Origin of the sequence: Pseudomonas sp. (assembly GCF_028293835.1) — a bacterium.
In the GTDB taxonomy this organism is placed as follows: Bacteria; Pseudomonadota; Gammaproteobacteria; order Pseudomonadales; family Pseudomonadaceae; genus Aquipseudomonas.
The window spans coordinates 25,963-52,267 of sequence record NZ_JAQGNX010000037.1 but is presented as its reverse complement, the minus strand read 5'-3'; the positions used below and the strand labels follow the sequence as shown (position 1 = coordinate 52,267).

The 26,305-nt window shown below is 58.3% G+C and carries 20 protein-coding genes; 12 read left to right on the top strand and 8 right to left on the bottom strand.

All coding sequences use genetic code 11. The features are described 5' to 3' along the window. Positions 1-170: 170 nt before the first annotated feature. The 3 genes from ccsA (at position 171) to JWR17_RS04795 (ending at position 3,658) form a co-directional block, all read left to right on the top strand. Positions 171-983 (top strand): cytochrome c biogenesis protein CcsA, encoded by an 813-nt coding sequence (ccsA, locus tag JWR17_RS04805; RefSeq protein WP_299828827.1) that lies wholly within the window; start codon positions 171-173, stop codon positions 981-983. Positions 984-996: 13 nt separating this feature from the next. Further along, on the top strand, positions 997-2,244 hold the full coding sequence (locus JWR17_RS04800) for a CNNM domain-containing protein (protein WP_299828825.1): 1,248 nt from the start codon (positions 997-999) through the stop codon (positions 2,242-2,244). An 88-nt stretch (positions 2,245-2,332) separates the two neighbouring features. Further along, positions 2,333-3,658 (top strand): MFS transporter, encoded by a 1,326-nt coding sequence (locus JWR17_RS04795; protein ID WP_299828823.1) that lies wholly within the window; start codon positions 2,333-2,335, stop codon positions 3,656-3,658. Positions 3,659-3,757: 99 nt separating this feature from the next. Here JWR17_RS04795 and purT read toward each other — a convergent pair whose 3' ends face one another. The 4 genes from purT to JWR17_RS04775 form a co-directional block, all read right to left on the bottom strand. Beyond that, the gene (gene purT / locus JWR17_RS04790) at positions 3,758-4,939 is read right to left on the bottom strand and encodes a formate-dependent phosphoribosylglycinamide formyltransferase (RefSeq protein ID WP_299828821.1); all 1,182 of its coding nucleotides are present in this window, start codon (positions 4,937-4,939) and stop codon (positions 3,758-3,760) included. A 160-nt stretch (positions 4,940-5,099) separates the two neighbouring features. Next, entirely contained in the window at positions 5,100-5,315 is a 216-nt protein-coding gene (locus JWR17_RS04785) for a DUF1289 domain-containing protein (protein ID WP_299828877.1), read from the bottom strand. Continuing rightward, entirely contained in the window at positions 5,312-5,836 is a 525-nt protein-coding gene (locus JWR17_RS04780; protein WP_299828819.1) for a gamma carbonic anhydrase family protein, read from the bottom strand. Before JWR17_RS04780 ends, JWR17_RS04785 begins: the two co-directional genes overlap by 4 nt. Before the next feature lie 59 nt (positions 5,837-5,895). Beyond that, positions 5,896-6,498, bottom strand: a complete 603-nt coding sequence (locus JWR17_RS04775; protein WP_299828817.1) for a CoA pyrophosphatase — start codon at positions 6,496-6,498, stop codon at positions 5,896-5,898. A 179-nt stretch (positions 6,499-6,677) separates the two neighbouring features. Here JWR17_RS04775 and JWR17_RS04770 point away from each other — a divergent pair, with 179 nt between their 5' ends. The 7 genes from JWR17_RS04770 to nagE all read left to right on the top strand — a co-directional run bounded on the left by JWR17_RS04770 (position 6,678) and on the right by nagE (position 15,100). Then, positions 6,678-7,229: an NUDIX hydrolase gene (locus JWR17_RS04770; protein WP_299828815.1), complete on the top strand. Its 552-nt coding sequence runs from the start codon at positions 6,678-6,680 to the stop codon at positions 7,227-7,229. A gap of 55 nt (positions 7,230-7,284) precedes the next feature. Then, on the top strand, positions 7,285-7,848 hold the full coding sequence (locus tag JWR17_RS04765; RefSeq protein ID WP_299828813.1) for a L,D-transpeptidase family protein: 564 nt from the start codon (positions 7,285-7,287) through the stop codon (positions 7,846-7,848). 92 nt (positions 7,849-7,940) lie between these two features. Then, the gene (locus tag JWR17_RS04760; protein ID WP_299828811.1) at positions 7,941-8,672 is read left to right on the top strand and encodes a GntR family transcriptional regulator; all 732 of its coding nucleotides are present in this window, start codon (positions 7,941-7,943) and stop codon (positions 8,670-8,672) included. 64 nt (positions 8,673-8,736) lie between these two features. Further along, the gene (gene nagA / locus JWR17_RS04755) at positions 8,737-9,843 is read left to right on the top strand and encodes an N-acetylglucosamine-6-phosphate deacetylase (RefSeq protein WP_299828809.1); all 1,107 of its coding nucleotides are present in this window, start codon (positions 8,737-8,739) and stop codon (positions 9,841-9,843) included. Beyond that, positions 9,824-10,846, top strand: a complete 1,023-nt coding sequence (locus JWR17_RS04750) for an SIS domain-containing protein (RefSeq protein ID WP_299828807.1) — start codon at positions 9,824-9,826, stop codon at positions 10,844-10,846. The genes nagA and JWR17_RS04750 overlap by 20 nt, the downstream gene beginning before the upstream one ends. 13 nt (positions 10,847-10,859) lie before the next feature. After that, entirely contained in the window at positions 10,860-13,397 is a 2,538-nt protein-coding gene (ptsP, locus tag JWR17_RS04745) for a phosphoenolpyruvate--protein phosphotransferase (protein WP_299828805.1), read from the top strand. An 11-nt stretch (positions 13,398-13,408) separates the two neighbouring features. Then, positions 13,409-15,100: an N-acetylglucosamine-specific PTS transporter subunit IIBC gene (nagE, locus tag JWR17_RS04740; RefSeq protein WP_299828803.1), complete on the top strand. Its 1,692-nt coding sequence runs from the start codon at positions 13,409-13,411 to the stop codon at positions 15,098-15,100. Positions 15,101-15,227: 127 nt separating this feature from the next. On the opposite strand, the gene JWR17_RS04735 is transcribed toward nagE, so the two are convergent. Further along, positions 15,228-15,539, bottom strand: coding sequence for a YqfO family protein (locus tag JWR17_RS04735; RefSeq protein WP_299828801.1), 312 nt, complete (start codon positions 15,537-15,539; stop codon positions 15,228-15,230). Positions 15,540-15,554: 15 nt separating this feature from the next. Next, on the bottom strand, positions 15,555-19,451 hold the full coding sequence (gene purL, locus JWR17_RS04730; protein WP_299828799.1) for a phosphoribosylformylglycinamidine synthase: 3,897 nt from the start codon (positions 19,449-19,451) through the stop codon (positions 15,555-15,557). 191 nt (positions 19,452-19,642) lie between these two features. Here purL and mltF point away from each other — a divergent pair, with 191 nt between their 5' ends. After that, positions 19,643-21,109: a membrane-bound lytic murein transglycosylase MltF gene (gene mltF, locus JWR17_RS04725; RefSeq protein ID WP_299828797.1), complete on the top strand. Its 1,467-nt coding sequence runs from the start codon at positions 19,643-19,645 to the stop codon at positions 21,107-21,109. Positions 21,110-21,210: 101 nt separating this feature from the next. On the opposite strand, the gene tadA is transcribed toward mltF, so the two are convergent. Further along, positions 21,211-21,699, bottom strand: a complete 489-nt coding sequence (tadA, locus tag JWR17_RS04720) for a tRNA adenosine(34) deaminase TadA (protein WP_299828795.1) — start codon at positions 21,697-21,699, stop codon at positions 21,211-21,213. Continuing rightward, positions 21,699-23,072: a multicopper oxidase family protein gene (locus tag JWR17_RS04715; RefSeq protein WP_299828793.1), complete on the bottom strand. Its 1,374-nt coding sequence runs from the start codon at positions 23,070-23,072 to the stop codon at positions 21,699-21,701. Before JWR17_RS04715 ends, tadA begins: the two co-directional genes overlap by 1 nt. Before the next feature lie 237 nt (positions 23,073-23,309). On the opposite strand from JWR17_RS04715, the gene JWR17_RS04710 reads away from it, so the two are divergent. After that, complete coding sequence (locus tag JWR17_RS04710; RefSeq protein ID WP_299828791.1) at positions 23,310-26,258, top strand: membrane-targeted effector domain-containing toxin; 2,949 nt, start codon at positions 23,310-23,312, stop codon at positions 26,256-26,258. Positions 26,259-26,305: the final 47 nt, after the last annotated feature.

The window sequence follows — 26,305 nt, the reverse complement described above, 5'->3', positions numbered from 1 at the left end:
GTTAAAACTGCTGCTGAAAATAGCCTTCGACGAGCCTGCGACTTAAGCAGGTGGCAGATTATAGCGAAGAGTCTGCTGTACGGACACCATCGAGTCTGCTTCTGTGGTCTTTCGTCAAATGTCGGTTGTATGCGAAACTCAGCGCCTTTCGGGCTTGCCTACCAGGATTTATGCTCACCTTGTCACCCAGTTTGCTACCCAGCCTCGCCGCCGCCTGTCTATATGCCGCTGCGACCCTCTATCAAGCGCTCCGCCTGAAGCAAGGCGCCAAGGCTGACAAACGCCTATTGTGCCTGCTCGGCACCCTGGCGGTGATCGCACACGCCACCGGTCTTTACTCCCAATTGATCCGACCGATTGGCTTGGGCCTGGATTTTTTCAGCGCCGCCAGCATGATCGCCGTGGCAATCATCGTGGTGACCATGATCGCCTGCGCGCGCATTCCGGTAGAGAACCTGTTAGTCCTGGTGTTTCCCCTGGGTTTTTTAACCGTGCTGCTCGCCCAATTCGCGCCCAGCGGCACGGTCCAGCTGATTGAAGAACAGCCGGGCATTCTGAGCCACATTCTGTTGTCAATTATGGCGTACGGGATGTTCACCATCGCGGTGTTCCAGGCGTTGCTGTTGCTGGTGCAGGATCACCGCCTCAAACACAAGCATCCGTCCGGACTGATCAAGAATTTCCCACCGCTGCAAACCATGGAAAGCCTGTTGTTCGGCTTCTTGTGGGCGGGCTGGATCCTGCTTTCGCTGTCCCTGATTTCGGGTTGGCTGTTCGTCGAAAACCTGTTTGCCCAGCACCTGGTGCACAAAACGTTACTGGCTTGCCTGGCCTGGCTGGTGTTCAGCGTGTTGCTGTGGGGGCGTAACCGTCTTGGCTGGCGCGGACACAAAGCGATCCGTTGGACCCTGGGCGGCTTCTGCCTGCTGATGCTGGCGTTTTTCGGCAGCAAGCTGGTACGCGAATTCATTTTGCACATCTGACGGGCGTTTGATCATGGATAACCTGCCCGTCGGCCCGATGCTCGGCGTATTGGTCTTGCTACTATTGTGGTCCGGCCTGCTCACGGCGGTGGAAACCGCCCACCTGCATTTAAAGGCGCTGCGCTCCAACGGACGCCGCTCCGACTCCGCCAAGCCCAAATTAGCGTTCAAACCTGCCAGCCTCACCCTGAGCAATACGTTGATCAAGGTGTTGATCACGATTATCAGCACCTTGTTGGCACTGGATTTCTGGTACTTCAATGGCCCGACAGTGGCATGGATCGGCGTCAGTAGCGCGCTGCTGATCTTCGCCGAACTCATACCGCGCACATTGGCCGCCCGTTACCCGGACGCCATCGTGATGCTGGGTAACAGTCTGTTGCGCCTGCCAATGAAGCTGGTTTATCCGCTGGCATGGTTGTTTTCCACCGTGGCTGATGCGCTGCTTCAACCGTTCGGCGTCAACCACAAGCCGGCCGTGCGGCAGTTCGATGACGATGAAGTGCCGTTGGCGGTCATGCTGCACGACGGTGCACAGGAACGCGGAACCCGTCACCACGTAATATCGGGTATTCATGCGCTAGACAGCATTACCGTGAACGACATCCTAGTGCCGCGCAGCGAAGTTGACGGAATCAATCTGGACGACAGCATCGAACACATCATCGAGCAGTTGATCATCTCTCGTCACACCCGTCTGCCGGTGTACCACAACGACATCAATCAGGTTGAAGGCGTGCTTAACACCCGCCAGATCAGCCATTTGTTGCCCCGTGCCGAGCTGACCAAAGAACACTTGAAGGCCGCCTGTTACGAACCCTATTTCGTACCGGAAAGCACCCCGCTGCAATTGCAGTTGCTGAACTTCCACAAGCAACAGCGTCGCCTGGGCGTGGTGGTGGACGAATACGGCGAAGTACAGGGCATCGTCAGCCTGGAAGACATCCTCGAAGAAATCGTCGGTGAATTCGAGAGCGAGCAAGACCTGGACAACCCGCATATTCACCCCCAAGCCGACGGCCGACTGGTCATCGAAGGCGCAGCGTCGATCCGCGAGCTGAACAAGATTCTGGGCTGGCATTTGCCTTCGGACGGCCCCAAGACCCTCAACGGCCTGGTCACCGAGGCGCTGGAAACCATCCCGGACAGTTCGGTCTGCTTGAAGATCGGGCCGTACCGCCTGGAAATCCTTGAAACAGAAGACAATCGCGTCACCCGGGTAATGATGTGGCACAACAGCCTGACCCATGCGGTCATCTGACGCCTGGCTGCCAGCCCCCTGGCGCTGTATTAAAATGTCGCATAGCACGTCGCTTCTACAACAATAAAAATCCATCGGGGACACCTGCATGACCAGTTCTACGACGTTTAACGACCACAGCAGCGCCAGCGTTGCAAAACCGGCCAACTCTGCCGGGCGCATCGCGGTGGCCAGTTTCATTGGCACCGCCATCGAGTTCTATGATTTCTACGTCTACGCCACGGCCGCGGCGCTGGTGATCGGTCCGGTATTTTTCCCGCAGACCTCCGGCTCAGCACAAATGCTCTCGGCGTTCCTGACTTTCGGTATCGCTTTCCTGGCGCGGCCTCTGGGTTCGGCGCTGTTCGGCCATTTCGGCGACCGCATCGGGCGCAAATCAACACTGGTCGCTTCGCTTTTATTAATGGGTATCTGCACTACGCTCATCGGCGTATTGCCCGGCTACGGGACGATCGGTTTCTGGGCCCCCACCCTATTGTGCGTGCTGCGTTTCGGCCAGGGCCTGGGATTAGGCGGTGAATGGGGCGGCGCGGCATTGCTCGCGACAGAGAACGCGCCTAAGGGCAAGCGCGCCTGGTTCGGTATGTTTCCACAGCTGGGCCCGTCGATTGGCTTCCTGGTGGCAAACGGACTGTTTCTGACGCTGGCGTTGACCTTGTCCGACGAACAGTTTCGCTCATGGGGCTGGCGCATTCCGTTTCTGCTCAGCGCATTGCTGGTGATGGTGGGCCTGTATGTGCGACTGAAGCTGGAAGAAACGCCGATCTTCGCCAACGCCATCGCACGTCATGAGCGGGTGAGAATGCCCATCGTCGAGCTGTTCAGCCAATACTGGCAGCCGATGCTGCTGGGCGCGGCGTCGATGGTGGTGTGTTATGCGCTGTTTTACATCTCGACGGTGTTTTCCCTGAGCTACGGCGTAGCCTCTCTCGGTTACAGCCGTGAGACGTTTCTGGGGTTGTTGTGCTTCGCGGTGTTGTTCATGGCCGCAGCAACGCCTTTGTCAGCGTGGGCCAGTGATCGTTTCGGGCGCAAACCGGTGCTGATCATTGGCGGCGTGCTGGCGATCCTGTCTGGATTCACCATGGAACCCCTGTTGACCCACGGCACCACCGGCGGCGTCGCGCTGTTCCTATGCATCGAGCTGTTTTTGATGGGCGTGACCTTTGCACCCATGGGCGCGATGCTGCCGGAGCTGTTTCCGACCCGCGTGCGTTATACCGGCGCTTCGGCGGCATATAACCTGGGCGGCATTGTCGGTGCATCGGTGGCACCGTTCTTCGCCCAAAAGCTGGTGGCCATGGGTGGTTTGAGCTGGGTGGGCGGGTATGTGTCGGCTGCGGCGGCGCTTAGTTTGATCGCGGTGCTGTGCCTGAAAGAAACACGAGAGCGCGATCTGGATACGATTGCCTGACCGTCTCATCTCGGTAGGAGCCAACCTGTTGGCGAGGTGGTGTGTCAGGTATGCCGCCTCGCCAACACGTTGGCTCCTACAGAGTTTTGCCGATGTACCTTACAACTGAACCTTGACTGCCCTGGAAGAACGCGTCGCTTTGGCGCGGGCGGCTTCGATGGATTCGTCCCGGGCCAGGGCCACGCCCATGCGGCGTTGGCCGTTGACGTCCGGTTTGCCGAACAAACGCAGCGCGGTGTCAGGTTCGCTCAGGGCTTCACCGAGGTTGGCGAAGGCGGTTTGGCTGGATTTTCCTTCGACCAGGATCACCGCCGAGGCCGATGGCCCGAATTGGCGGATCAACGGGATCGGCAGACCGAGAATCGCCCGGGCATGCAGTGCAAATTGCGACAGATCCTGGGAAATCAGCGTCACCAGGCCAGTGTCATGGGGACGCGGCGAGACTTCGCTGAACCACACTTGATCGCCCTTGATGAACAGCTCGACGCCAAACAGACCGCGGCCACCCAAGGCTTCAGTCACGGCATGAGCAACCCGCTCCGATTCCGACAATGCCACTGGACTCATGGCCTGTGGCTGCCAGGATTCCTGATAGTCGCCCTTCTCTTGACGATGACCCACCGGAGCGCAGAATGTGGTGCCACCAACGTGGCGCACAGTCAATAATGTGATTTCATAATCGAAATCGATGAAGCCTTCGATGATCACTCGGCCTTTACCGGCGCGACCGCCTTCTTGGGCATAGTCCCAGGCTTTCTGCACGTCATCGGTGCTTTTCAGCAGGCTTTGGCCTTTGCCCGACGAACTCATGACAGGCTTGACCACACACGGGAATCCCAGGTCTTCGACCGCTTTGCTGTAGTCCTCGAAGGTATCCGCGAAGTGATACGGCGAGGTCGGGAGGTCCAGCTCTTCAGCCGCCAGACGACGAATGCCTTCACGGTTCATGGTCAGCAACGTGGCGCGAGCGGTAGGGATAACGGTGAAACCTTCGGATTCCAGCTCAACCAGGGTCGCGGTCGCAATGGCTTCGATTTCCGGCACGATGTAGTGCGGCTTTTCGGCTTCGATCACTGCACGCAGGGCTGCACCGTCGAGCATGTTGATCACATGGCTGCGGTGGGCGACCTGCATGGCTGGGGCGTTGGCATAACGGTCGACGGCGATGACTTCGACGCCCAGCCGTTGCAGCTCGATCACCACTTCCTTGCCAAGCTCACCGCAACCGCAGAGCATTACACGGGTCGCGGTAGGCGACAGTGGCGTTCCGATTTGAGTCATTTCAGGTCCTCATGGAGCAGTCATCGAGTCCGCCCGCAGTGGCGCACGGCTCGGGGGAGAAGAAAGACGTGCAATTTACCACTGTAGGAGCCAACTTGTTGGCGAGACGCCTATTGCCTCGCCAAGTTGGCTCCTACAGATGGGTCCCCAAGTGAGCCCATCAGCTTTTCGGTGCACCGCCCACTTCCCAGAGCATCCCACTGGCCCGGGCGCGCTCGTGACACAGCCCGAGTACCACGCGGCGCTGGGCATTATCCATGCGGTTCCAGCCGGTGATTTCCTCAACGGTGCGCTGGCAGCCCAGGCAAACGTCCGCGTCATCCAGGCAGCAAATGTCGACACACGGTGACGGGACTCGGCGCTCAGTGTCCATCAGTCTTCCTGGGGCGCCAGATCACGGGCATAGCGCTGGGCGTTATGCACATAGTGCGCGGCGCTGGCTTCGAGCATTTTCTTTTGCCCGTCGGACAGTTCGCGTATCACTTTGCCGGGAGAGCCCATAACCAGCGAGCCGTCAGGGATGACCTTGCCCTCGCCGATCAGCGAGTTGGCACCAATCAAGCAATGCCTGCCGATTTTCGCGCCGTTGAGGATCACCGAATTGATTCCGATCAAGCTGTAATCGCCGACGGTACAGCCATGCAGCATGACGTTATGGCCAATGGTCACGCCCTTACCGATGTTCAGCGGCGATCCCATGTCGGTGTGCATCACCGTGCCGTCCTGCACGTTGCTGTTTTCGCCGATATGGATCAGTTCGTTATCGCCGCGTAACACGGCGCCGAACCAGACGCTAGCGCCTGCTTCCAGTTTTACTTTGCCGATCAAGGTGGCGGTGGGTGCGACCCAGCTCTTGGGATCGGTTTCAACATGGGAATCGCCCAGGCGGTATTTCATATTATGTCCTCAAGGCTCTACGGCCATCGGTTAAGCACAGGCTTAGCTATCAACGATAACTATTCAAACGTCAGAAAACGTTCAGGCGGTGTGAGCAGGCTGATGTTGCTGTCGTAGAGCACGTTAATCAACTCAACGATCATGATCGCGGTAAGACCCCAAATCTTGAATTCGCCGTAGCGGTAAGACGGCACGTACCAGCTACGGCCTTGGTAATCGATACGATGGGTGTGTTCGCGGGTGTCCTGACGGAAGAACTCCAGCGGCACGCTGAACACTGCAGCGATCTCGCCGTCGTTGGGACGGTACTCGACAAAATCGGGGATCAGCCCGACATACGGCGTGACCATGATCCCGTGCTTGGAAACGAGCGGGCTGAGCGGACCGATAATTTCCACCAACCCTGGCGGCAAACCGATTTCTTCTTCGGCCTCGCGCAGCGCGGTAAACACCAGATCCGGATCTTCCGGATCCCGACGACCGCCCGGAAACGCCACTTCTCCGCCGTGGGTCGACAGGCCGCTGGCGCGCAGGGTCAGGATCAATTCCGGTTGTTCACTGCGCGTGATGGGCAGCAACACTGCGGCCTCGGGGAAGCCTCGGCCCGACTCAAGCGTGTTGGGTGTGTGACTGCTTACACGGCGAAGTAGCTCGTCCAGCATGGGAAATCTCGATCTGTTGCTTACCCCGCATCATGCACCAAAGCGACGAACTGCCCAAGCCCTTGTCGGACAACTTGATGACGTCTGCGCCCCGTCACAATCTGTGGATTTGCAGCGGTGACTTGCCGGGGCTGCAGCGCCACGCCAAGATAGCCACTGCTTTGAGGAATTTATCCCGTATGAATTTTTGCAGCCAGTGCGGTAACCCGGTCGTTCAGCGCATCCCTGAAGGGGACAGTCGCCTGCGTTTCGTTTGCGAAACGTGCCAGACCATTCATTACCAAAACCCTAATATTGTCGCCGGCGCCGTCCCTGTATGGGGAACGCAGGTGTTGCTGTGCCGCCGCGCTATTGAACCGCGCCTGGGTTATTGGACCTTGCCTGCCGGGTTTATGGAAAATGGCGAAACCATCGAACAGGCGGCCCGCCGTGAGACCGTCGAGGAAGCCTGCGCGACGTTGCGTAACATGACGTTGTATATGCTGGTGGACGTGCCCCACATCAGTCAGGTCCACGTGTTTTATCGTGCAGATCTGGTCAGCCTGGATTTTGCCGCAGGGGTCGAAAGCCTCGAAGTCAAATTGTTCGAAGAAGACGAAATTCCATGGTCGGAGCTGGCTTTTCAGACCGTGAGACGTACTTTAGAATGCTATTTTTCCGACCGAATCAATCAGGTTTACCCGGTGCGATCAGAAGCCATCTCTTCATCGCAACCCATGAAAACCAGCTGATTGCATTTCCTCGTCGGCAAAAGCTGTCATTACCTTACCCAGGGATACCGTTTTAATGCGTTGGTTGTTTGCCTTTTTCTGCCTGTGCTTCGCGTCGCTGTCTCAGGCCGAATTCACCAAAACCATCGTGCCCAAAGGCAGCGAGCAAGCATTCCTTGGGCAAAAAGTCATCGACACCCAAGACATCGCCGAGCGTAATATCGACAAAATACTGGTCCTGAAATCCGCGCACCAACTGCAATTGGTCAGCCACGGTGAAGCGCTTAAAACCTACCGCGTTTCACTGGGGAAATACCCCAAGGGACAAAAACTTCGCGAAGGCGACAGGCGAACCCCTGAGGGTTTTTACTGGCTGGATTACCGCAAGGTCAGCGACGCTTACAATTTGTCGATGCACATCTCCTACCCCAACATCAGCGACTCGGCCCGTGCCCGCCGTGAAGGGGTCGATCCGGGCGGCATGATCATGATTCACGGCACGCCGGTGGATGAAAACTACCCAGAATGGTATTTCCAGACCCTGGACTGGACAGATGGCTGCATCGCCATGAAAAACACCGATATACGCGAAGTATGGAGCCTGGTGAAAGACGGCACCTTGATCGAGATTCGTCCTTGATGTTCGTCTAGCAGACTCAATGGTCTTTAATTGGTATTGACGTGGTATCCAAGTGGTATTAGCTTGGCGTGATGCCGATTTCGGGACCCGCCATGAATTCGATTCTTGCTCTACGGCCAGACGACAGTCAGCCCACCCCTCTCTACCTGCAACTCGCGCGCAATATCGAAGCGGCGATTCATGCGGGTCAATGGAAACCCGAACAAGCGCTGCCGTCCGAACGCAACCTGAGCGAGCTGCTCGGCATCTCTCGTGTGACCGCCCGCAAAGCGCTGGAAATTCTTTTCGATCAAGGCTTGATCCGCCGCAACCAAGGCTCCGGGACGTTCATTACCCCGCGCCTGGAGCAACCGCTGTCGCGCCTGTCCAGCTTCAGTGAAATGCTTCGGCTGAAAGGATTTACCCCTAGCTCGCAATGGCTGGAGCGGGACATTGCCCTGCCGACGCATGATGAATTGATTCGCTTGAGCCTGTCACCGACCGACAAAGTCGCGCGCCTCAAGCGTTTGCGCAAAGCCGACGGCATTGTAATGGCCATCGAAATGAGTACCTTGCCCGCGCATTTGCTACCTGATCCGCAAACCATCGGCGATTCCCTTTACGTGTACCTCGACAGTATCGGCCGTCCAGTCGTGCGTGCCCTGCAACACATCCGCGCGATTAATGCTTCGGCCGAGTTCGCTACCCTGGTGGGCATCGAAACCGGCACCGCCATGCTGTTGATGACGCGTATTGGCTACCTCGAAGACAACACCCCCATCGAACTGACCGACACCTATTGCCGTGACGATTATTACGATTTCGTCGCCGAACTTCGGCGCTGAGCGCTGACCTCAATTCGGCCTTTGAAAACATCGTTTCAATGCTGGCATATCCACGGAGCCACTGATGTCCGAACACAACATTCTCACGCCACAGGGCTGGATTCTCGGCCATCTGGAACACCACGACGGGCGTGTGACCGGCGTTCAGGGCCAACCCTGCGACCCGCAAAGCAACGACCTGCCCTACGTGCTGCCCGGCTTCATTGACCTGCACATTCACGGCGGCGGCGGTAAAGACATCATGCAAGGCCGCGATGCCTTCGAAACCATCGCCCGCACACATTTGCGCTTCGGCACCACTTCGTTGCTGGCCACCACCATGACCGCCCCCGCCGACGAGCTGATTGGGGTGTTAACGGCCCTGGGCGAATATTGCGAACAACGCCAGCCCGGCACCGCACGGGTATTGGGCGTGCATCTGGAAGGTCCGTTCATCAATCCCGGCAAGCTCGGCGCACAGCCAAACTTCGCACACACCGCCCTGCTGTCTGAAATCGAGCACTACTTGAGCCTGGCGCCGATTAGGGTGATTACGATTGCCCCGGAGATCGCCGGGCATCTGCACCTGATCACGGCGTTGAGCCAACGGGGCATACGCCTGCAACTGGGTCACACCCTAGGCAGCTACGAGGAAGGAGTGGCTGCCCTGGAAGCCGGGGCGTCGAGCTTTACCCATTTGTATAACGCCATGAGTGCCCTGCACCACCGTCAGCCAGGAATCGTCGGCGCAGCCTTGGCCCATGCTCGCTACGCGGAATTGATCCCGGATCTGTTACACGTCCATCCCGGTGCCATGCGCGTCGCACTGCGGGCCATTCCGTGCCTGTACTGCGTCACCGATTCAACCGCCGCAGCAGGCATGCCGGATGGCGAGTACACCCTGGGCAGCCACACCGTCACTAAATGCCTGGGCGGGGTTCGCCTGGCCGACGGTACGCTGGCGGGCAGCACCCTGACCATGGACCAGGCCCTGCGCAATCTGGTGAAAATCGGTTTATCGCTGCCTGAAGCATCACAACGTTTGTCACAATTTCCCGCCGATTATTTGGGTCTGCAAGGGCGTGGGCGCTTGCAACCTGGGAGCTGGGCTGATTGCGTTGTGCTTGATCGTTCGCTGAATGTGCAGGCCGTGATGGTCGAAGGAGAAGCCATTGAACTCAAAAATGCTTGAAGAAGCCTTGTCGTCCGCAGACGCGGTCGAACGCCAGCTACAGACGCAGGATCAATCGCTGATTCGAGTCGCGGAACGCCTGCGCGAAGCTAAACCCCAAGTCATCATGACCGTGGCCCGTGGCAGTTCAGACCATGCCGCCAGCTATTTTGCCTACCTGACCATGCAACTGACCGGGGTGCCGGTGGCCTCGTTGCCGATGTCGGTAGTGACGTTGCAGCACTCACCGATGCACGTACGTGGGCAAACGGTTTTTGCCTTTTCACAATCGGGTCAAAGTCCTGATCTGGTGGACAGCCTACGCACCTTGCGTGAGCGCGGCGCCCTGAGCGTCGCGCTGGTGAACGCCGAAGACTCTCCCCTGGAGGCCGCCAGCGAATATGTACTGCCCCTGTGTGCCGGCGCGGAATGCAGCGTCGCGGCGACCAAAAGTTTCATCGCCACTTTAAGCATCAGCGCGCGCCTGATCGGCCATTGGCAACAAGACCACGGATTGCTGGAGGCGGGTCTGACGCTGTCCACCAGCTTGCGCGAAGCAGCACGGCAAGACTGGAGCGCCGCCGTTGAGGCCTTGCGCAACTGTCAGCAATTGCTGGTCATCGGCCGTGGCGCCGGGTTTGCCATCGCCCAGGAAGCCGCACTGAAATTCAAGGAAACCTCAGCGATTCAAGCCGAAGCGTTTAGCAGCGCCGAAGTGCGCCACGGCCCCATGGCGTTGGTGGGCGAACATTACCCACTGCTTATTTTCGCCCCCCGCGGTGCCGAGCAGGCCGGTTTGCTGAGCTTCGCCGCCGACATGCGTAAACAAGGCGCCCTGGTGCTGCTGGCCGCGCCAGATGATATTGCGCAACGTGATTTGACCCTCAGTCAGGCGGCCCACCCAGCGCTTGACCCTATTCTTGCGATTCAAAGCTTTTACGTCATGGCCGCCCACCTGGCCAAGGCCCGCGGCATGGACCCTGATCAACCCCGGCATTTGAGCAAAGTCACCCTCACCCACTGAATGAGCATGCGCCATGAATAACAATAAGGATTTGATTCTCAGCGCCCCACTCAGTGGCCCAATGGTGCCGCTGTCAGAGGTGCCCGACCAGGTGTTCGCCAGTGGTGCCCTCGGCGAAGGTATTGCCATCGACCCGATCAACGAGTGCCTGTATGCACCCTGTAGCGGCGTGATCGTCCACGTTGCGCGAACGCTGCACGCCATGACGATACGTGCAGAAAATGGTGCCGAGTTCTTGCTGCATATCGGCCTCGACACCGTTGCCCTCGCCGGCAAAGGCTTTGTTGCGTTGGTGGAAGAAGGCGCCCAAGTCAGCGAAGGCCAGGCGCTGCTGCGTTTTGATCTCGACGGTATTGCGCAACACTGCACCAGCCTGATAAGCACGTTGATCTTGATTAATGGCGACCGCTTTACACTGAAACCTGTCAATGGATCGCCCTCGGTAACAGTGGGTCAGCCCTTGCTACAGGTCAGCGAATTGCGGTCCGCCTCCCCCCTCGATATCCTCGGTGAGGGCGCACCCCGACAAGTGCGCGGCAGCGTTCGCGTGGCCCACAGTGGTGGTTTGCACGCACGTCCCGCTGCCTTGGTCCGCCAAACCGCTCAAGGCTTTGTCAGCCGTAGCGAATTACATTTTTCCGGGCAAAGCAGTTCATCCAACAGTCTGGTGGGGATCATGGCGCTGGGCGTCGCCGAGCAGGATGAGATCGAGGTCGTGTGCTTGGGTGAAGACAGCGAAGCCGCGCTTCAAGCATTGCTCAAAGCCCTTTCCACACCGTCAGCCGCTGAAAAGGCAGCTACCCGGCCGGTCTTGCCGGTGACCGTTCGCAGTGCTGCGCAAACCGGCATATTACAGGGTGTTTGCGCGTCGCCAGGATTGGCCAGTGGCCCGCTGTTTCGGCTGAACGCCATTCATCTGCCGGATGATCCGGGCCAGCATATAGCGGATGAACAGCATAAGGCGCTGGGTACCGCCATTGGCCAGGTGAGCGCGGAAATTCGCAACACACTGCGGGGCTCTGCGCGTCGCGGTAATGAAGACGAAGCAGCGATTTTCGCGACCCACTTAGCGTTGCTCGAAGACCCTGCGCTGTTGGATGCCGCTGATTTGGCGATTAACCAAGGCAGCTCCGCCGCCCACGCCTGGAGCCAGACCCTGCTGACTCAGTGCGAAGTATTGCGAGCATTGGGCAAACCGCTATTGGCCGAACGCGCCAACGATCTGCACGACCTGCGTCAGCGAGTGCTGCGCGGGCTACTCGGCGAGGCCCGACAGATTGATATCCCCAGCGGCGCCATTGTGGTTGCCAACGAGCTGACCCCGTCCGATCTGCTGTTGCTCAGTGAGCGCCAGGTCGCGGGGCTGTGCATGGCCGAAGGCGGAGCGACTTCACATGTGGCGATTCTGGCCCGGGCTAACAATATTCCATGCCTGGTGGCGCTGGGTCCAGATCTGTTGGAACAGCAAACGGGCCGCACCGTCGTGCTGAATGCCGATCTGGGCACGTTGGAATTGGCCCCCAATGCGGAACGGTTGCTGCGGGTCACCGAGTTACAACAGCAATTTTTACAGCGGCGGCACCAACAGCAGGAGCACGCGCATTTGCCGGCGACCACCCGCGATGGCGTGACCATCGAAGTGGCTGCCAATGTTGCTTCCAGTCGCGATGCAGCCGAAGCGTTTGCTGCGGGCGCCGATGGCGTAGGTTTGTTGCGCACCGAGTTTTTGTTTGTGGAGCGAACCACCGCGCCGGACGAACAGGAACAACTGGCCGCCTATCAAAGCGTGCTCGACGCCATGGGTGACACGTCGGTGATCATTCGCACCATTGACGTCGGCGGCGATAAGCAATTGCCCTACCTGCCGCTGCCAACCGAGGCCAACCCGGTATTGGGCCTGCGCGGCATTCGCCTCGGCCAATTGCGGCCGGAACTGCTCGATCAACAATTGCGGGCGTTACTCCGGGTCAGCCCGCAGCAACGTTGCAGAATTCTGCTGCCCATGGTCAGCGAAGTGCAGGAGTTGCTGGACATCCGCCAGCGCCTGGACACCTTAAGCGCCGAGCTCGGGATCAGTCACCGCGCGGAACTGGGGGTCATGATCGAAGTGCCATCGGCGGCGCTGTTGGCCGAGCAACTGGCCGAGCATGCTGACTTTCTGTCGATTGGCACCAACGACCTCTGTCAATACACCCTGGCCATGGACCGCGATCATGCTGGGCTGGCGGCACGGGTCGACGCTCTGCACCCGGCGTTGCTGCGCCTGATCGCCATGACCTGCGCCGGTGCTGCGCGGCACAACCGTTGGGTGGGCGTGTGCGGTGCATTAGCCTCCGATCCGTTGGCGACCGCGGCACTGATCGGCCTTGGCGTGCGCGAGCTGTCGGTCAGTCCGTCACAGATAGGCGAAATCAAGGATCGGGTCCGTCAGTTGGACTTGGGTGAATGCCAACGCTGGGGCCAATCGCTGCTCGGCTTGAACAGCGCCCAGGCGGTTCGTCAGGCGTGCCAACAACAGTGGTTACCGGACTCATCCGGACAACAACAATAAGGAGAACCGCCATGTACCAACACTTCATTGAAGGTTTACAGCGGCTTGGCCGGGCCCTTATGTTGCCCATTGCTATTTTGCCCATCGCCGGTCTGTTGCTGCGCCTGGGCGATACCGACCTGCTGAACATCGCCATCGTGCACGCGGCTGGTAACGCGATCTTTGCCAACCTGGCATTGATTTTCGCCATCGGCATTGCCGTGGGGTTTGCACGGGACAATAACGGGACGGCCGGGCTGGCTGGCGCCATTGGCTACCTGGTGATGGTCTCGGCGCTTAAGGTACTCGACCCGAAAATCGACATGGGCGTTCTCGCCGGGATAATCAGCGGCCTGATGGGCGGCGCACTGTACAACCGCTTCAAGGACATCAAGCTGCCGGACTACCTGGCGTTTTTCGGCGGGCGACGCTTTGTGCCCATCGTCACCGGATTATCCGCCGTGCTGCTTGGGTTGATCTTCGGGCTGATATGGCCGCCGCTGCAAGAAGGCATCAACAGTCTGGGCAGGTTGATGCTGGAAAGCGGCAGCGTCGGTGCCTTTGCCTTCGGCGTCATGAACCGGATTCTGATTATTACCGGGCTGCACCACATCCTGAATAACCTGGTGTGGTTTGTGTTCGGCACCTTCACTGATCCGGAAACCGGACGTGTGGTGACCGGCGACCTGGCGCGCTACTTCGCCGGTGATCCGAAAGGCGGCCAGTTCATGACTGGCATGTTCCCAGTGATGATGTTTGGCCTGCCCGCAGCCTGCCTGGCGATGTACCGCAACGCCCTTTCCACCCAGCGCAAACTGATCGGCGGCGTACTGCTTTCCATGGCCCTGACCTCGTTTTTGACCGGGGTCACCGAGCCCATAGAATTCGCGTTCATGTTCCTCGCGCCATTGTTGTATTTGATCCACGCCGTGTTAACCGGGGTGTCGATGGCGTTGACCGACCTGCTCGGTATCCATCTGGGTTTCACCTTTTCAGGCGGCGCGATCGACATGGCGTTGGGCTGGGGCAAGTCCACCAACGGCTGGATGATTTTCCCGTTGGGGCTGCTTTACGGGGTGGTTTATTACTGCGTGTTCGATTACTGCATCCGCCGCTTCAACTTGAAAACTCCGGGGCGTGAACAGCTGCCCGGCAGCCCATTCGCCGCAGTTCCCCAAAGCGAACGTGCCGGTGCATACATCCGCGCCTTGGGCGGTGCCGATAATCTATTGAGTATCGATGCTTGCACCACGCGCCTGCGTCTGCATTTGGCAGACCGTAACAAAGCCATCGACAGCGAACTCAAGGCCTTGGGCGCCATGGCCATTGTGCGACCGGGCAATGCCGGAAGCTTGCAAGTGGTGGTAGGGCCGATGGCAGACAGCCTGGCAGATGAACTGCGGATTGCGTTGCCCAATGCAGGTGTACTGCCAACAATGCCGACGGCTACGCAGATCACGTCAGAGCCAGCTCCGATCACCGCCACCGAAGCGCAACAGTGGCTTGCGGCCTTGGGAGGCGATCAAGTGATGCAAGTTGATTGCGTTGCCCACACACGTCTGCGCGTGCGATTGGATGCAGACCAGCAAATGGCTGAAAACCGCTTGAACGCGCTGGGTTGTCTGGGCCTGAGTCCGTTGGAAGCCGGCGTGTGGCACGTGCTGGTAGGCAATCGCGCCCAAGGGCTGAGCGAGGCGATTAAGCCCATGTTGGTCAGAGGTTGAGCGGTTGGAAAACTATGGGAGCGAATATAGAAAAACCTGAAACCGCGATGAATCTGTAGGAACCAACGTGTTGGCGAGGCGCAATAACGGGTACACCGCACATGCCCCCTCGCCAACACGTTGGCGCCTACAAATCAGCCAGGCGCCACACTTCATACGCCGGTGTTTCGTAGGGGTGGCTCTGCTTGAGCGCCACGACCACGTGAGCGATCAGCTCGTCAGCCACGACCAGTTCGACTTTCCATTCTTGCACTTGCTCAGTCACGCCCGTGCGCCCGATAAACGGCTGACTGCCATCCAACGGGCGGAACTGGCCTTGACCCAGCACTTGCCATGAGCACTGATCATAAGCGCCGATCCGCCCCGCACCGGCAGCGAATACAGCACTTTTGACCTGTTCCACATGACTCGGCGGAACGAAAAAGCTGAGCTTGTACATGGCCTGACGCTAGCCTCAGTTCACCCACACCCGTGCGTTACGGAAGATGCGCATCCAGGCGCCGTCTTCATCCCACTCTTCCGGACGCCATGAGTTTTGCACAGCACGGAATACCCGTTCAGGGTGTGGCATCAGAATAGTGACGCGACCGTCCCGGGTCGTCAGACCACCGATACCGCGTGGCGAGCCGTTCGGGTTGGCCGGGTACTTTTCAGTGACCTTGCCGTGGTTGTCGACGAAACGAATCGCCACCGAACCAGAAGTATCCGCCCGGAGCAGTGCGTCTTCGCTGGCAAATTCGGCATGACCTTCACCGTGAGCAATGGCGATCGGCATGCGTGAACCGGCCATACCCTGCAGGAAAATCGAGGGCGAATCCTGCACTTGAACCATGGCCACTCGCGCTTCGAACTGCTCGGAACGGTTACGCACAAAGTGTGGCCAGAACTCGCTGCCTGGAATCAGCTCACGCAGGTTGGACAACATCTGACAACCGTTGCACACGCCCAGGGTAAAGCTGTCCTGACGCTCGAAGAAGCCCTGGAAAGCGTCTCGTGCACGGGTGTTGAACAGCGCCGATTTGGCCCAGCCTTCGCCCGCGCCCAGTACGTCGCCGTAGGAGAAACCACCGCACGCTACCAGACCTTTGAATTCATCCAGATCGACGCGACCGGCGAGGATATCGCTCATGTGAACGTCGATGGCATTGAAGCCGGCGCGGTCAAACGCAGCCGCCATCTCGACCTGGCCGTTGACACCCTGCTCACGCAGAACCGCCACTTGAGGACGAATATTTTTCTTGATGTACGGCGCGCTGATGTCGTCGTTAACGTCGAAACCGACTTTAACGCTAAGGCCTGGGTTGTCTTCTTCCAGCAGCACGTCGAACTCTTGCTCGGCGCACTCAACGTTGTCACGCAGACGCTGAATCCGATAGCTGGTCTCAGCCCACTGGCGCTGCAGCAAGCGACGTTGTCCGCCGAACACCGGATCACCGTTGAAGCTGATGGCCACTTCGTCATTGTTCACCGGCTGACCGATGACCGACACACACTCGCCAAGTCCGGCTGCGCTGAATTGCGCGAGCACGTCCGGAGTATCGTCCTGACGAACCTGAATGACGGCGCCCAGTTCTTCGTTGAACAGGATCGCCGCCAGATCAGCCGAGCTGTCGGCCAGGCCATCGAGGAACAGGTTCAAGCCGCAGTGGCCGGCAAAGGCCATTTCCAGCGTGGTGACCAACAAGCCGCCATCGGAACGGTCGTGGTAAGCCAGCAAATGACCGTCGGCGTTAAGACCCTGGATCACTGCGAAGAAGGCCTTGAGGTCTTCGGCATCATCAACGTCCGGAGCAATGCGCCCGAGCTTACCGTGGGTCTGCGCCAGAATCGAAGCACCCATGCGGTTTTGACCACGGCCCAGGTCGATCAGAATAAGGTCGGTTTCGCCCTTGTCCATGCGCAGCTCAGGGGTCATGGTTTTGCGGATGTCCGTCACTGGCGCAAAGCCGGTCACGATCAACGACAGCGGCGAGGTCACGCTTTTGTCGGTGTCTTCATCACGCCATTGGGTTTTCATGGACATGGAGTCCTTGCCCACTGGAATAGTGATACCCAGTTCCGGGCACAGCTCCATGCCGACCGCTTTGACGGTGTCGTACAAACGGGCGTCTTCGCCGGGGTGACCGGCCGCCGACATCCAGTTCGCTGACAGTTTGATATCAGACATTTTCGCGATGCGTGACGCAACGATGTTGGTCAGGGTCTCGCCAATGGCCATGCGCCCGGACGCCGGAGCATCCAGCAGCGCCAACGGAGTACGTTCGCCCATGGCCATGGCCTCGCCGGTTTCAACGTCGAAACTGGTGGCGGTCACCGCGCAGTCAGCCACTGGCACTTGCCACGGGCCGACCATTTGATCCCGTGCGACCAGACCCGTGATGGTGCGGTCGCCAATGGTGATCAGGAAGCTTTTGCTGGCAACGGCCGGGTGATGCAGAACCCGCGTCACGCAGTCTTCGATGTTCAGCGTGCCGGGGTCGAAATCATCCCCCAGCGCGTCTTCACGAACAGCCGAACGGTGCATGCGCGGCGCTTTGCCGAGTAACACTTCCAGCGGCATATCCACCGGGCTGTTGCCGAAGTGACTGTCGGTGACGGTCAATTGTGGTTCAGCGGTGGCTTCACCGACAACCGCAAACGGACAACGCTCACGCTCGCAGATGGCTTTGAAGCGCTCGAAATCCGCCGCGCCTACCGCCATTACGTAACGTTCCTGGGATTCGTTACTCCAGATCTCCAGCGGGGCCATGCCCGGTTCGTCGTTCGGGATATTGCGCAGTTCAAAACGACCACCGCGCTCCCCGTCGTTGACCAGTTCCGGGAAGGCGTTGGAAAGACCGCCCGCGCCGACGTCGTGGATGAAGCTGATCGGGTTGTCTTCCCCCAACTGCCAGCAACGGTCGATCACTTCCTGGCAACGACGCTCCATTTCGGGGTTTTCACGCTGAACCGAGGCGAAGTCGAGGTCGGCCGAGCTGGTGCCGGTGGCCATCGAGGAGGCGGCACCGCCACCGAGGCCGATCAACATGGCCGGGCCGCCGAGCACGATGAGCTTGGAGCCCACCACGATTTCGGCTTTCTGGACGTGCTCGTCACGAATATTGCCCATACCGCCAGCCAACATGATCGGCTTGTGGTAACCACGGACTTCATCGCCGTGGGGGGTGCTGATGGATTGTTCGAACGTGCGGAAATAACCGGTCAGTGCCGGACGCCCGAATTCGTTGTTGAATGCTGCGCCGCCCAGTGGGCCTTCGAGCATGATGTCCAGGGCGGTGACGATGCGCTCAGGTTTGCCATAAGGCACTTCCCAAGGTTGTACGAAACCGGGAATTTGCAGGTTGGACACGGTAAACCCGGTGAGGCCCGCTTTGGGCTTGGCGCCACGACCGGTCGCACCCTCATCACGAATTTCACCACCGGAACCGGTTGCCGCACCCGGGAACGGCGCGATGGCGGTGGGGTGGTTGTGGGTCTCGACCTTCATCAGGATGTGCACCGGTTCCTGCACCGCACCGTATTGGCGGGTCTCGGGATTCGGGAAGAAGCGTCCAGCAACCGGGCCAGCGATAACCGCAGCGTTGTCTTTATAAGCAGACAACACACCTTCGCCATGCATCTGGAAGGTGTTTTTGATCATGCCGAACAGGCTTTTTTCCTGGTTCTCGCCGTCGATATCCCAGCTGGCATTGAAGATTTTGTGACGGCAATGCTCGGAGTTGGCCTGAGCGAACATCATCAGTTCGATGTCGTGGGGATTGCGCCCCAGGGCGGCAAAACTCGTTACCAAATAATCGATTTCGTCATCAGCCAGAGCCAGACCCAAGGCAACGTTGGCCTTCTCCAGTGCGGCGCGACCGCCGCCCAATACATCGACGGCCGTCAATGGCTTCGGTTCGGCGTGGCTGAACAGGCCGGCGGCCTGCTCCAGCGAGCCCAGCACCAACTGGGTCATGCGGTCATGCAGGCAGCTTGAGATCAACTCGGCATCGGCGTCGCTGAACTGGCCTTCTACATAGAAAGCAATCCCGCGCTCCAGGCGCTGGATTTTCGCAAGACCGCAATTGCGTGCGATATCGCTGGCCTTGCTCGACCATGGCGAAATAGTGCCGAACCGCGGCAACACCAGAAATAGCCTACCGCCAGGTTCTTGAACCGGCACGCTCGGGCCGTATTTCAAGAGGCGTGCAAGCACCTGCTGTTCTTCGTCGCTAAGAACGCCGGCGACCTCAGCGAAGTGGGCGAATTCGGCGTACAAGCCACTGACAGCTGAAACTTTGAGTTTCAATTGCGCAAGTAATTTGCTGTGGCGGAAGGCAGAAAGGGCAGGAGCACCGCGCAGGATCAACATCTTCGGGACAGCCTCGGGAAGGGGTGTGCTTTGAGGCCGTGCATTCTAGCCTAAACCGCCCCTTTCGGCACCCAGAACGGTGGTTTTTGACGTTGCCGGGTGTCGGTGCCCGGAGAACACCCCCTGCTCTACCAGACATGCTCTTCTCTGTCGAGATATGGTGCCGGGGGTCCTTTGCGTATACTGCACCGATGTTTTCCCAATCCGCTTTCCGCCCGCTGTGTGCCAAATGGCTCATCGCAACCGGACTCTTCCTGATGCTCAGCGCCTGTGTTGATAAACCCAACACACTGGAGCGAGTCAAGGAGGATGGCGTTTTGCGCGTCGTAACTCGTAACAGTCCGGCCACTTATTTTCAGGATCGCACCGGCGAAACCGGTTTTGAATACGAATTGGTCAAGCGTTTCGCCGAAGATCTCGGCGTCACTCTGAAGATCGAGACCGCAGACAATATCGACGATTTATTCGATGAGTTGCACAAACCTGGCGGCCCAGTGCTGGCGGCTGCCGGTCTGGTGGCGACAGATTCGCGAAAATTGCAGGTGCGCTTCTCCCATCCCTACCTGCAAGTCACGCCGCAGATTATCTATCGCAACGGCCAGTCCCGACCTTCGACCACCGCAGATTTGATCGGAAAAAAGATCATGGTGCTCAAAGGCAGCAGCCACGCAGAGCAACTGGCGGCGCTGAAACTGACAATGCCTACGCTGGAATACGAAGAGTCCGACGCCGTTGAAGTCGTGGACCTACTGCGAATGGTCGACGAGGGACAAATCGACCTGACCCTGGTCGACTCGAATGAATTAGCCATGAATCAGGTGTACTTCCCTAATGTCCGCGTCGGCTTCGATTTGGGCGATGGTCGCGATCAGCGCTGGGCGGTTGCGCCGGGGGAAGACAATAGCCTGTTGAACGAGATCAACAACTTTCTCGACAAAGTTGAAAAGAACGGCACGCTTCAGCGTTTGAAAGACCGGTATTACGGGCACGTTGATGTGTTGGGCTATGTCGGCGCCCAGACGTTTGCCCAGCATCTGCAAGAGCGTCTGCCGAAGTATGAAAAACACTTTCGTACGTCTGCCAAGGAAGAACAGGTGGATTGGCGTCTGCTCGCCGCCATCGGTTATCAGGAGTCGTTATGGCAGCCGGAGGTGACCTCTAAAACCGGTGTGCGCGGCCTGATGATGTTGACCCAGAACACAGCGCAAGCCATGGGCGTGGTCAATCGGCTGGATGCGAAGCAAAGTATAAAAGGCGGGGCCAAGTATTTCGCTTCGATCAAAGATCAAATGGACGACAAAATCCAGGAGCCCGATCGAACCTGGCTGGCGCTGGCCGCGTATAACATTGGCAGTGGCCATTTGGACGATGCCCAAAAGCTAGCGCAAGCCGAGGGGCTAGACCCCAATAAGTGGCTGGACGTAAAAAAGATGCTGCCACGGCTTGCTCAGAAAAAGTGGTTCAGCAAAACCCGCTACGGTTACGCCCGCGGTGGCGAGCCCGTAACTTTTGTCGCGAACATCCGTCGCTACTACGACATTCTTACCTGGGTAACCCAGCCACAGCTTGAAGGCAGTCAGGTGGCTGACGGCGCGCTGCATGTGCCCGGTGTCGACAAGACTACCAAGCCACCGCAAGAAGAAAACCCTGCGCTGTAGACCTGCCATGAACCTCTGTCGGGGGCAACTTGCTGGCGAGGCGATAGCTGGCATACCGCGTTGAATTCTCGCCAACAGGTTGGCTCCTACAGGTTTTGTATTCAGCCTTTTGCCTTCGCCCGCCGCGCCTTGAAGAACTCGCTGAGCATCGTGCTGCATTCTTCGGCCAATACGCCGCCCTCGAATAGCACCCGATGATTCAGAAAAGCCTGAGTAAAAAACTGCCCTTGGCTCTGAACGATGCCGGCCTTGGGTTCGAGCGCGCCGTACACCACCCGAGCGATGCGTGAATGCACGATCAGACCGGCGCACATGCTGCACGGTTCGAGGGTGACGTAGAGGGTGCTGCCTGACAGCCGATAATTGCCCAGCGCCTGGGCGGCAGCGCGAACCGCGACCATTTCCGCATGGGCGCTTGGGTCATGGCCACTGATCGGGCAGTTGAAGCCGCGACCGATGATCTCGCCGTTTTGCACCACCACCGCGCCCACTGGCACTTCGCCCAGGGTCGCGCCTTGTGCCGCCAGTGCCAGGGCCTCTTGCATAAAGTGCCGATCCTGACTGCGATCAATAATCTGTGGCTGCCTCATCAAGACACCTCAATTGCGGCCATCAGGCCGGTTTCCATGTGGTCGATCACATGGCAGTGAAACATCCAGATGCCGGGATTATCAGCCACCAACGCCACGCGTGCGCGTTCGTTTTTACCTAACAAATACGTATCGGTGAAATACGGGATGATAGCTTTGCGGTCCGAGGCGATGACCTTGAAGCTCATCCCGTGCAGGTGAATCGGGTGTTGATACTGGGTCATGTTCTTCAGTTCAAAAATATAGCTTTTGCCCTTTACCAACTGGGCGATTGGCCGATCAGCACAGGTCTTGTCATTGATGTCCCAGGCCTTACCGTTGATTTGCCAAAGGCTCGGCGGCGCACCCTTGTCGACGTTGACAGAAACCGACCCCACCCACTCAAAGTTGAAATTTAGCTTCTCGGCATTGGCCAAATCCGGCTCGGAGATTGGATTGGCCGGCAGCGCGGCTGGCCAGTCGCCCAGCGCTCCACTGTTGGCGACTGAACGAAAGGTGCCCAGTCGAATCGGCCCATTGCGCAACGAAATTTCTTCTCCTGCGGCCGGCGCCCTTATGGCCAGGCACATACGCATACCCGGCCCCAGCCAGTAATCCTTGCCCAGCGGGCGCGGCGTGATGGGATTGCCGTCCAACGCATAAATTCGCGCTTCGGCATCCGGTACATTCAAACGATAGGTCAGGGTGTTATCGAGGTTGAGCAGGCGTACCCGAACGATCTGTCCTGCGGGCAAATCGATAACGGCCTGCGGCACGCCATTGATTGTCGACAAACGCCCCGCCGTACCGCCTCGGGCCGCTTCCCGGGGCACACTGAAGTCGGTGAAAGCGCCCGCCTCATCTACGTGCCAACTTTTCAGGCTTAGGGTCCGTTCGTGTTTGAAACCCGTGGGTTCGCGCTCTTCAACGATTAAAGCGCCCACTAACCCGCGCCCCAGTTGCTCGCTGCTGTTTACATGAGGGTGATACCAAAAACTGCCCGCGTCGGGTACGCGGAACTGATAATCGAAATATTCACCCGGCAGCACCGGTAACTGCGACACGTAAGGTACGCCGTCCATTTCCAGCGGCAAGCGGATGCCGTGCCAATGAATCGTAGTGGCCACCGGCAGCTTATTAATGAAGCGCACCCGCAGCCAATCGCCTTGCCGCACTCGCAGCTCGGTGCCCGGCGCGGATCCACCGAAGGCCCAGGCGTGAGTTTGATGACCGGGTACCAGCTCAAGGTCCAACGGCGCGGCGATCAGTTCGTAGACTGAACCTGCAGGCGATTCCCGGCGGCCGAGCCAATATCGCGACGCACCCCCCGCGCCGAAACCGACAGCGGCAAGACCGATCAAACCTGTGAGCATTTGCCGACGGGTAAAGGACATGAATACAAAAACGCCTGAATGAAACGAAGCCGGCCCGACGCGCTGTCGAACACCACGGCCTGGAAAAGGGCAACCACGATACACCGGGTCACGCGTCAGGCAAAACGCAGTGGCTTGCAACCTGTTATTCCAGATGACTAGCCCGTTTTATATTTTTTCATCCCGATAAATGATTAGTGCAAAACCGATAAACAAATCAATCACGCTCAAGCTCTGCTTTTTTATGAATGAATGACGATGCCCTCACCTGAAACCTCTCGACAATCATCCGCTGCCAGCCCTGTCCAGTTGGCGCTCAACAGCACGGGCCAGCGACTGGTCCGGGCGTGTCCGGACATGCTGCAAATGGCGCGGGACGCTGCAAAAACAATCGTGGAAAACCATGTCGGATTTTATATCGAACCCGACCAGATTTACTGGCACCGCTTTGCCACCTCGGTCAGCAGCCCACGAACGTTTAACGGTTGGCAGCACTTCGATCCACCCATTGAATCCCTGACGCTGCCGCAACTGGTCATGCGCCGATTTTTCGCCGATGACCAAGACGATGTACTTGATCTCCAGGTGATTGGAGGCTTTTACACTGCGGGGCCGTCAGCCAAGGTTTTTAATGACACAAACGAAGTCCGAATGTTACCCGCCAACGTGCTGAGCGACCTTTGGCAAATCGATTTCAGCGCCCGTTATACGGGACAACTGAATGACTTTTGGCACGACCACGCAGATGACTTTCGGACCATGGCCAAGGCAAATTTTCTCGCCAGGGCGCTGGAGGAACGCAACAGCGGTGGGTTGTCTGAAAAAAATTTCAACACAGTCGTCAAGGCGGTCTGTGGCAACGTTTCCTGGCCGGTCAGCCTGGAGCAACTGGAGTCGGCGAGTCCTCCAGCCGAAAATCTGCGGGTTTGCACCTTTGACATCGCCGGTATCGTTGCCAGTAATATCCTGCGCATCGTTGACGCCTCCGGCAGGCAATTGCTCTACGTACCGGGCGACAGCGGTGCATTTCATGGGTTTGAAACCCCGGACGACCTGCAATGGTGGGTCATGTCGCAAACCAGCCGAGCGCCGAACCGCGCCCGGTTCATGGCGCACTTCCCCTTATCCAGCCACCTTCAAACCGACAGTGCCGTGGGTTTGAATCACCTGATCGACGTGATGTTTAGCCAATGGGGCGCACCCGGCCCAGGCCTGATCAACCAGAAAGAACAGGCCATTACCGGCGATGCTTTCAACTGGATGCGCGACTCGGCAAGAAACCGGATGACTGATGACGCTTACGTTTCCCTGCGCTCCAATGCCGACCTGAGGAAACAGATGTGGGTCGGCTATCTCGGTAACTTCTCGAGGATCGCCGGTGGGATGGCCACATTGGATTGGCCAGTGGCGTTGGTGGCGGTAGGGGCTGACTTGACGAACACTGGCATGAACATCGATCAAGCGGTAAACGGCCACACTACCGCTGAACGCAAGGCAGGAGTGATCGGTGCCATTCTCGACAGCATTGATGCGTTGTTCAACGCACCCTTTTTGGTCGGCCTGAGAACAAGGCCAGCAGAAAGCGACGCGGCGCTGCATCCGGACCCTCCCGAGGCAGGCGGCGCCTCATTCGAGCCTAGTGATTACCAAGGCTCAGTCGCTGACGTTGAAGCGATAGCACCCGGCCCGGTTTATCCCGTTGCGGGCGATGCACTGTTGGCACCCTTCGAAACCAACGCCTTGCTTAAAGACTTTGCGCCAGCGGGCGATGGCGTAATGCGCGGTATCTCCGTGCAGAGTAACGGCGAAACGTATGTCTCCATAGGCAACCTCGCCTACAGGGTGCGCTATGTCAACGAGATAAAAAGCTGGGTGATCGTTGATCCGGCCCAGCCATACTCGTTTTACCGCAATTTACCCGTTCGGTTGAATGCCCTCGGCAAATGGGAGCCGTCCGTTGGCAGTGGGCTTAAAGGCGGCGGCAAGGTCCTTGGCAGATTACCTTGGGGCCAGGCAACCGGGGGAGCGCTTCTGGCCGAGCCCTTTGTCAGTCCATACGACGTCGCGGATTCAGAGAAAGCAGATCTACAAGCCGGTGCCGAGGGTTCGGACAACAAGGTGCTCAGTGGTGAACGTCAAAGCGTGGATCCCGCTTGGCGTAACCCCTATGTCAACTTCAGGGCCATCAGAGAGCGGTTACTGGCGGACGCCTCAGCTTTTTATACACACCCGGACATCCCACCCAGGCCGGGACTGCCGGTAATGGAGGCCACGACCGGGGCTAAGTATGGATTCAAAAAAATCTTTCAGAAAACCTCGGGCCTGGTGATCGGAGAAAGCCACGCCAGTATTGGCAGCAAACAACTGCTCATTGAAAACATGCCGCAACTGGCCAAGCTGAAGGTCAAAACGCTGTACTTGGAACACCTTCTCACAGACTTCCATCAGACTGACCTCGATATTTTTTCCCGTACCGGGAATATGCCCGAAGGGCTTGAGCGTTATCTCAAAAAGCTGGACATCGGCCACCGTACTGACCCCAGCGGCCAATTCACTTTTCTGGAATTGGTTAAGGTAGCCAACAAAAATCATATTCGCGTGCGGGCAATAGACTGCATGGCGAGTTACAGGCTCGGCGGAATGCCGAACCCAAGCGGCCAGCTTCGCCAAAAGCTTATGAATTATTTTGCCCGAACCGTTATTCACGCAGACAAAACAGCCCGCGGCGCAACAAACTGGGTAGCGCTAGTAGGCAGTAGCCACGCCAGCACTTACAACGGAGTGCCCGGAATCAGCGAATTGGAGGGCGCCATTAGCCTGCGAGTTGAAGACGTCGGCAACGGCCAATCCAGTGGAATTCAAGCAGATCCCGGTGAACGCTTGCCTGTTGGCTCGGCAAACGAAACAGGGTTTGTTCGAAGCGACCTAAGGCTGCAGATGGAACTGGCCACAAGCGCTACGTCGCTGGGCGTGTCCGTTGATCGATTGACCCGGGCGGGCATGTTCACTATCAACAGAACTGGCGATCAGCTGATGCTGATACATCGCGATTCAACAAACGTCCCGGTCCACACGCCGATTCACTCGCAAGCCGGGCATTTTTATATCGAAAGGCCGAAATGGCCATACGTCAGCGGACGGCGTTTCGACAGCATCCGTGAACTCGTAAACGCTCTGAAATTGATGGGTATGAAATGGGTTCACTAGCCTGCTAAACGGCAGCCAACGCTGACTGCCCTCACGCAAAAAAAACC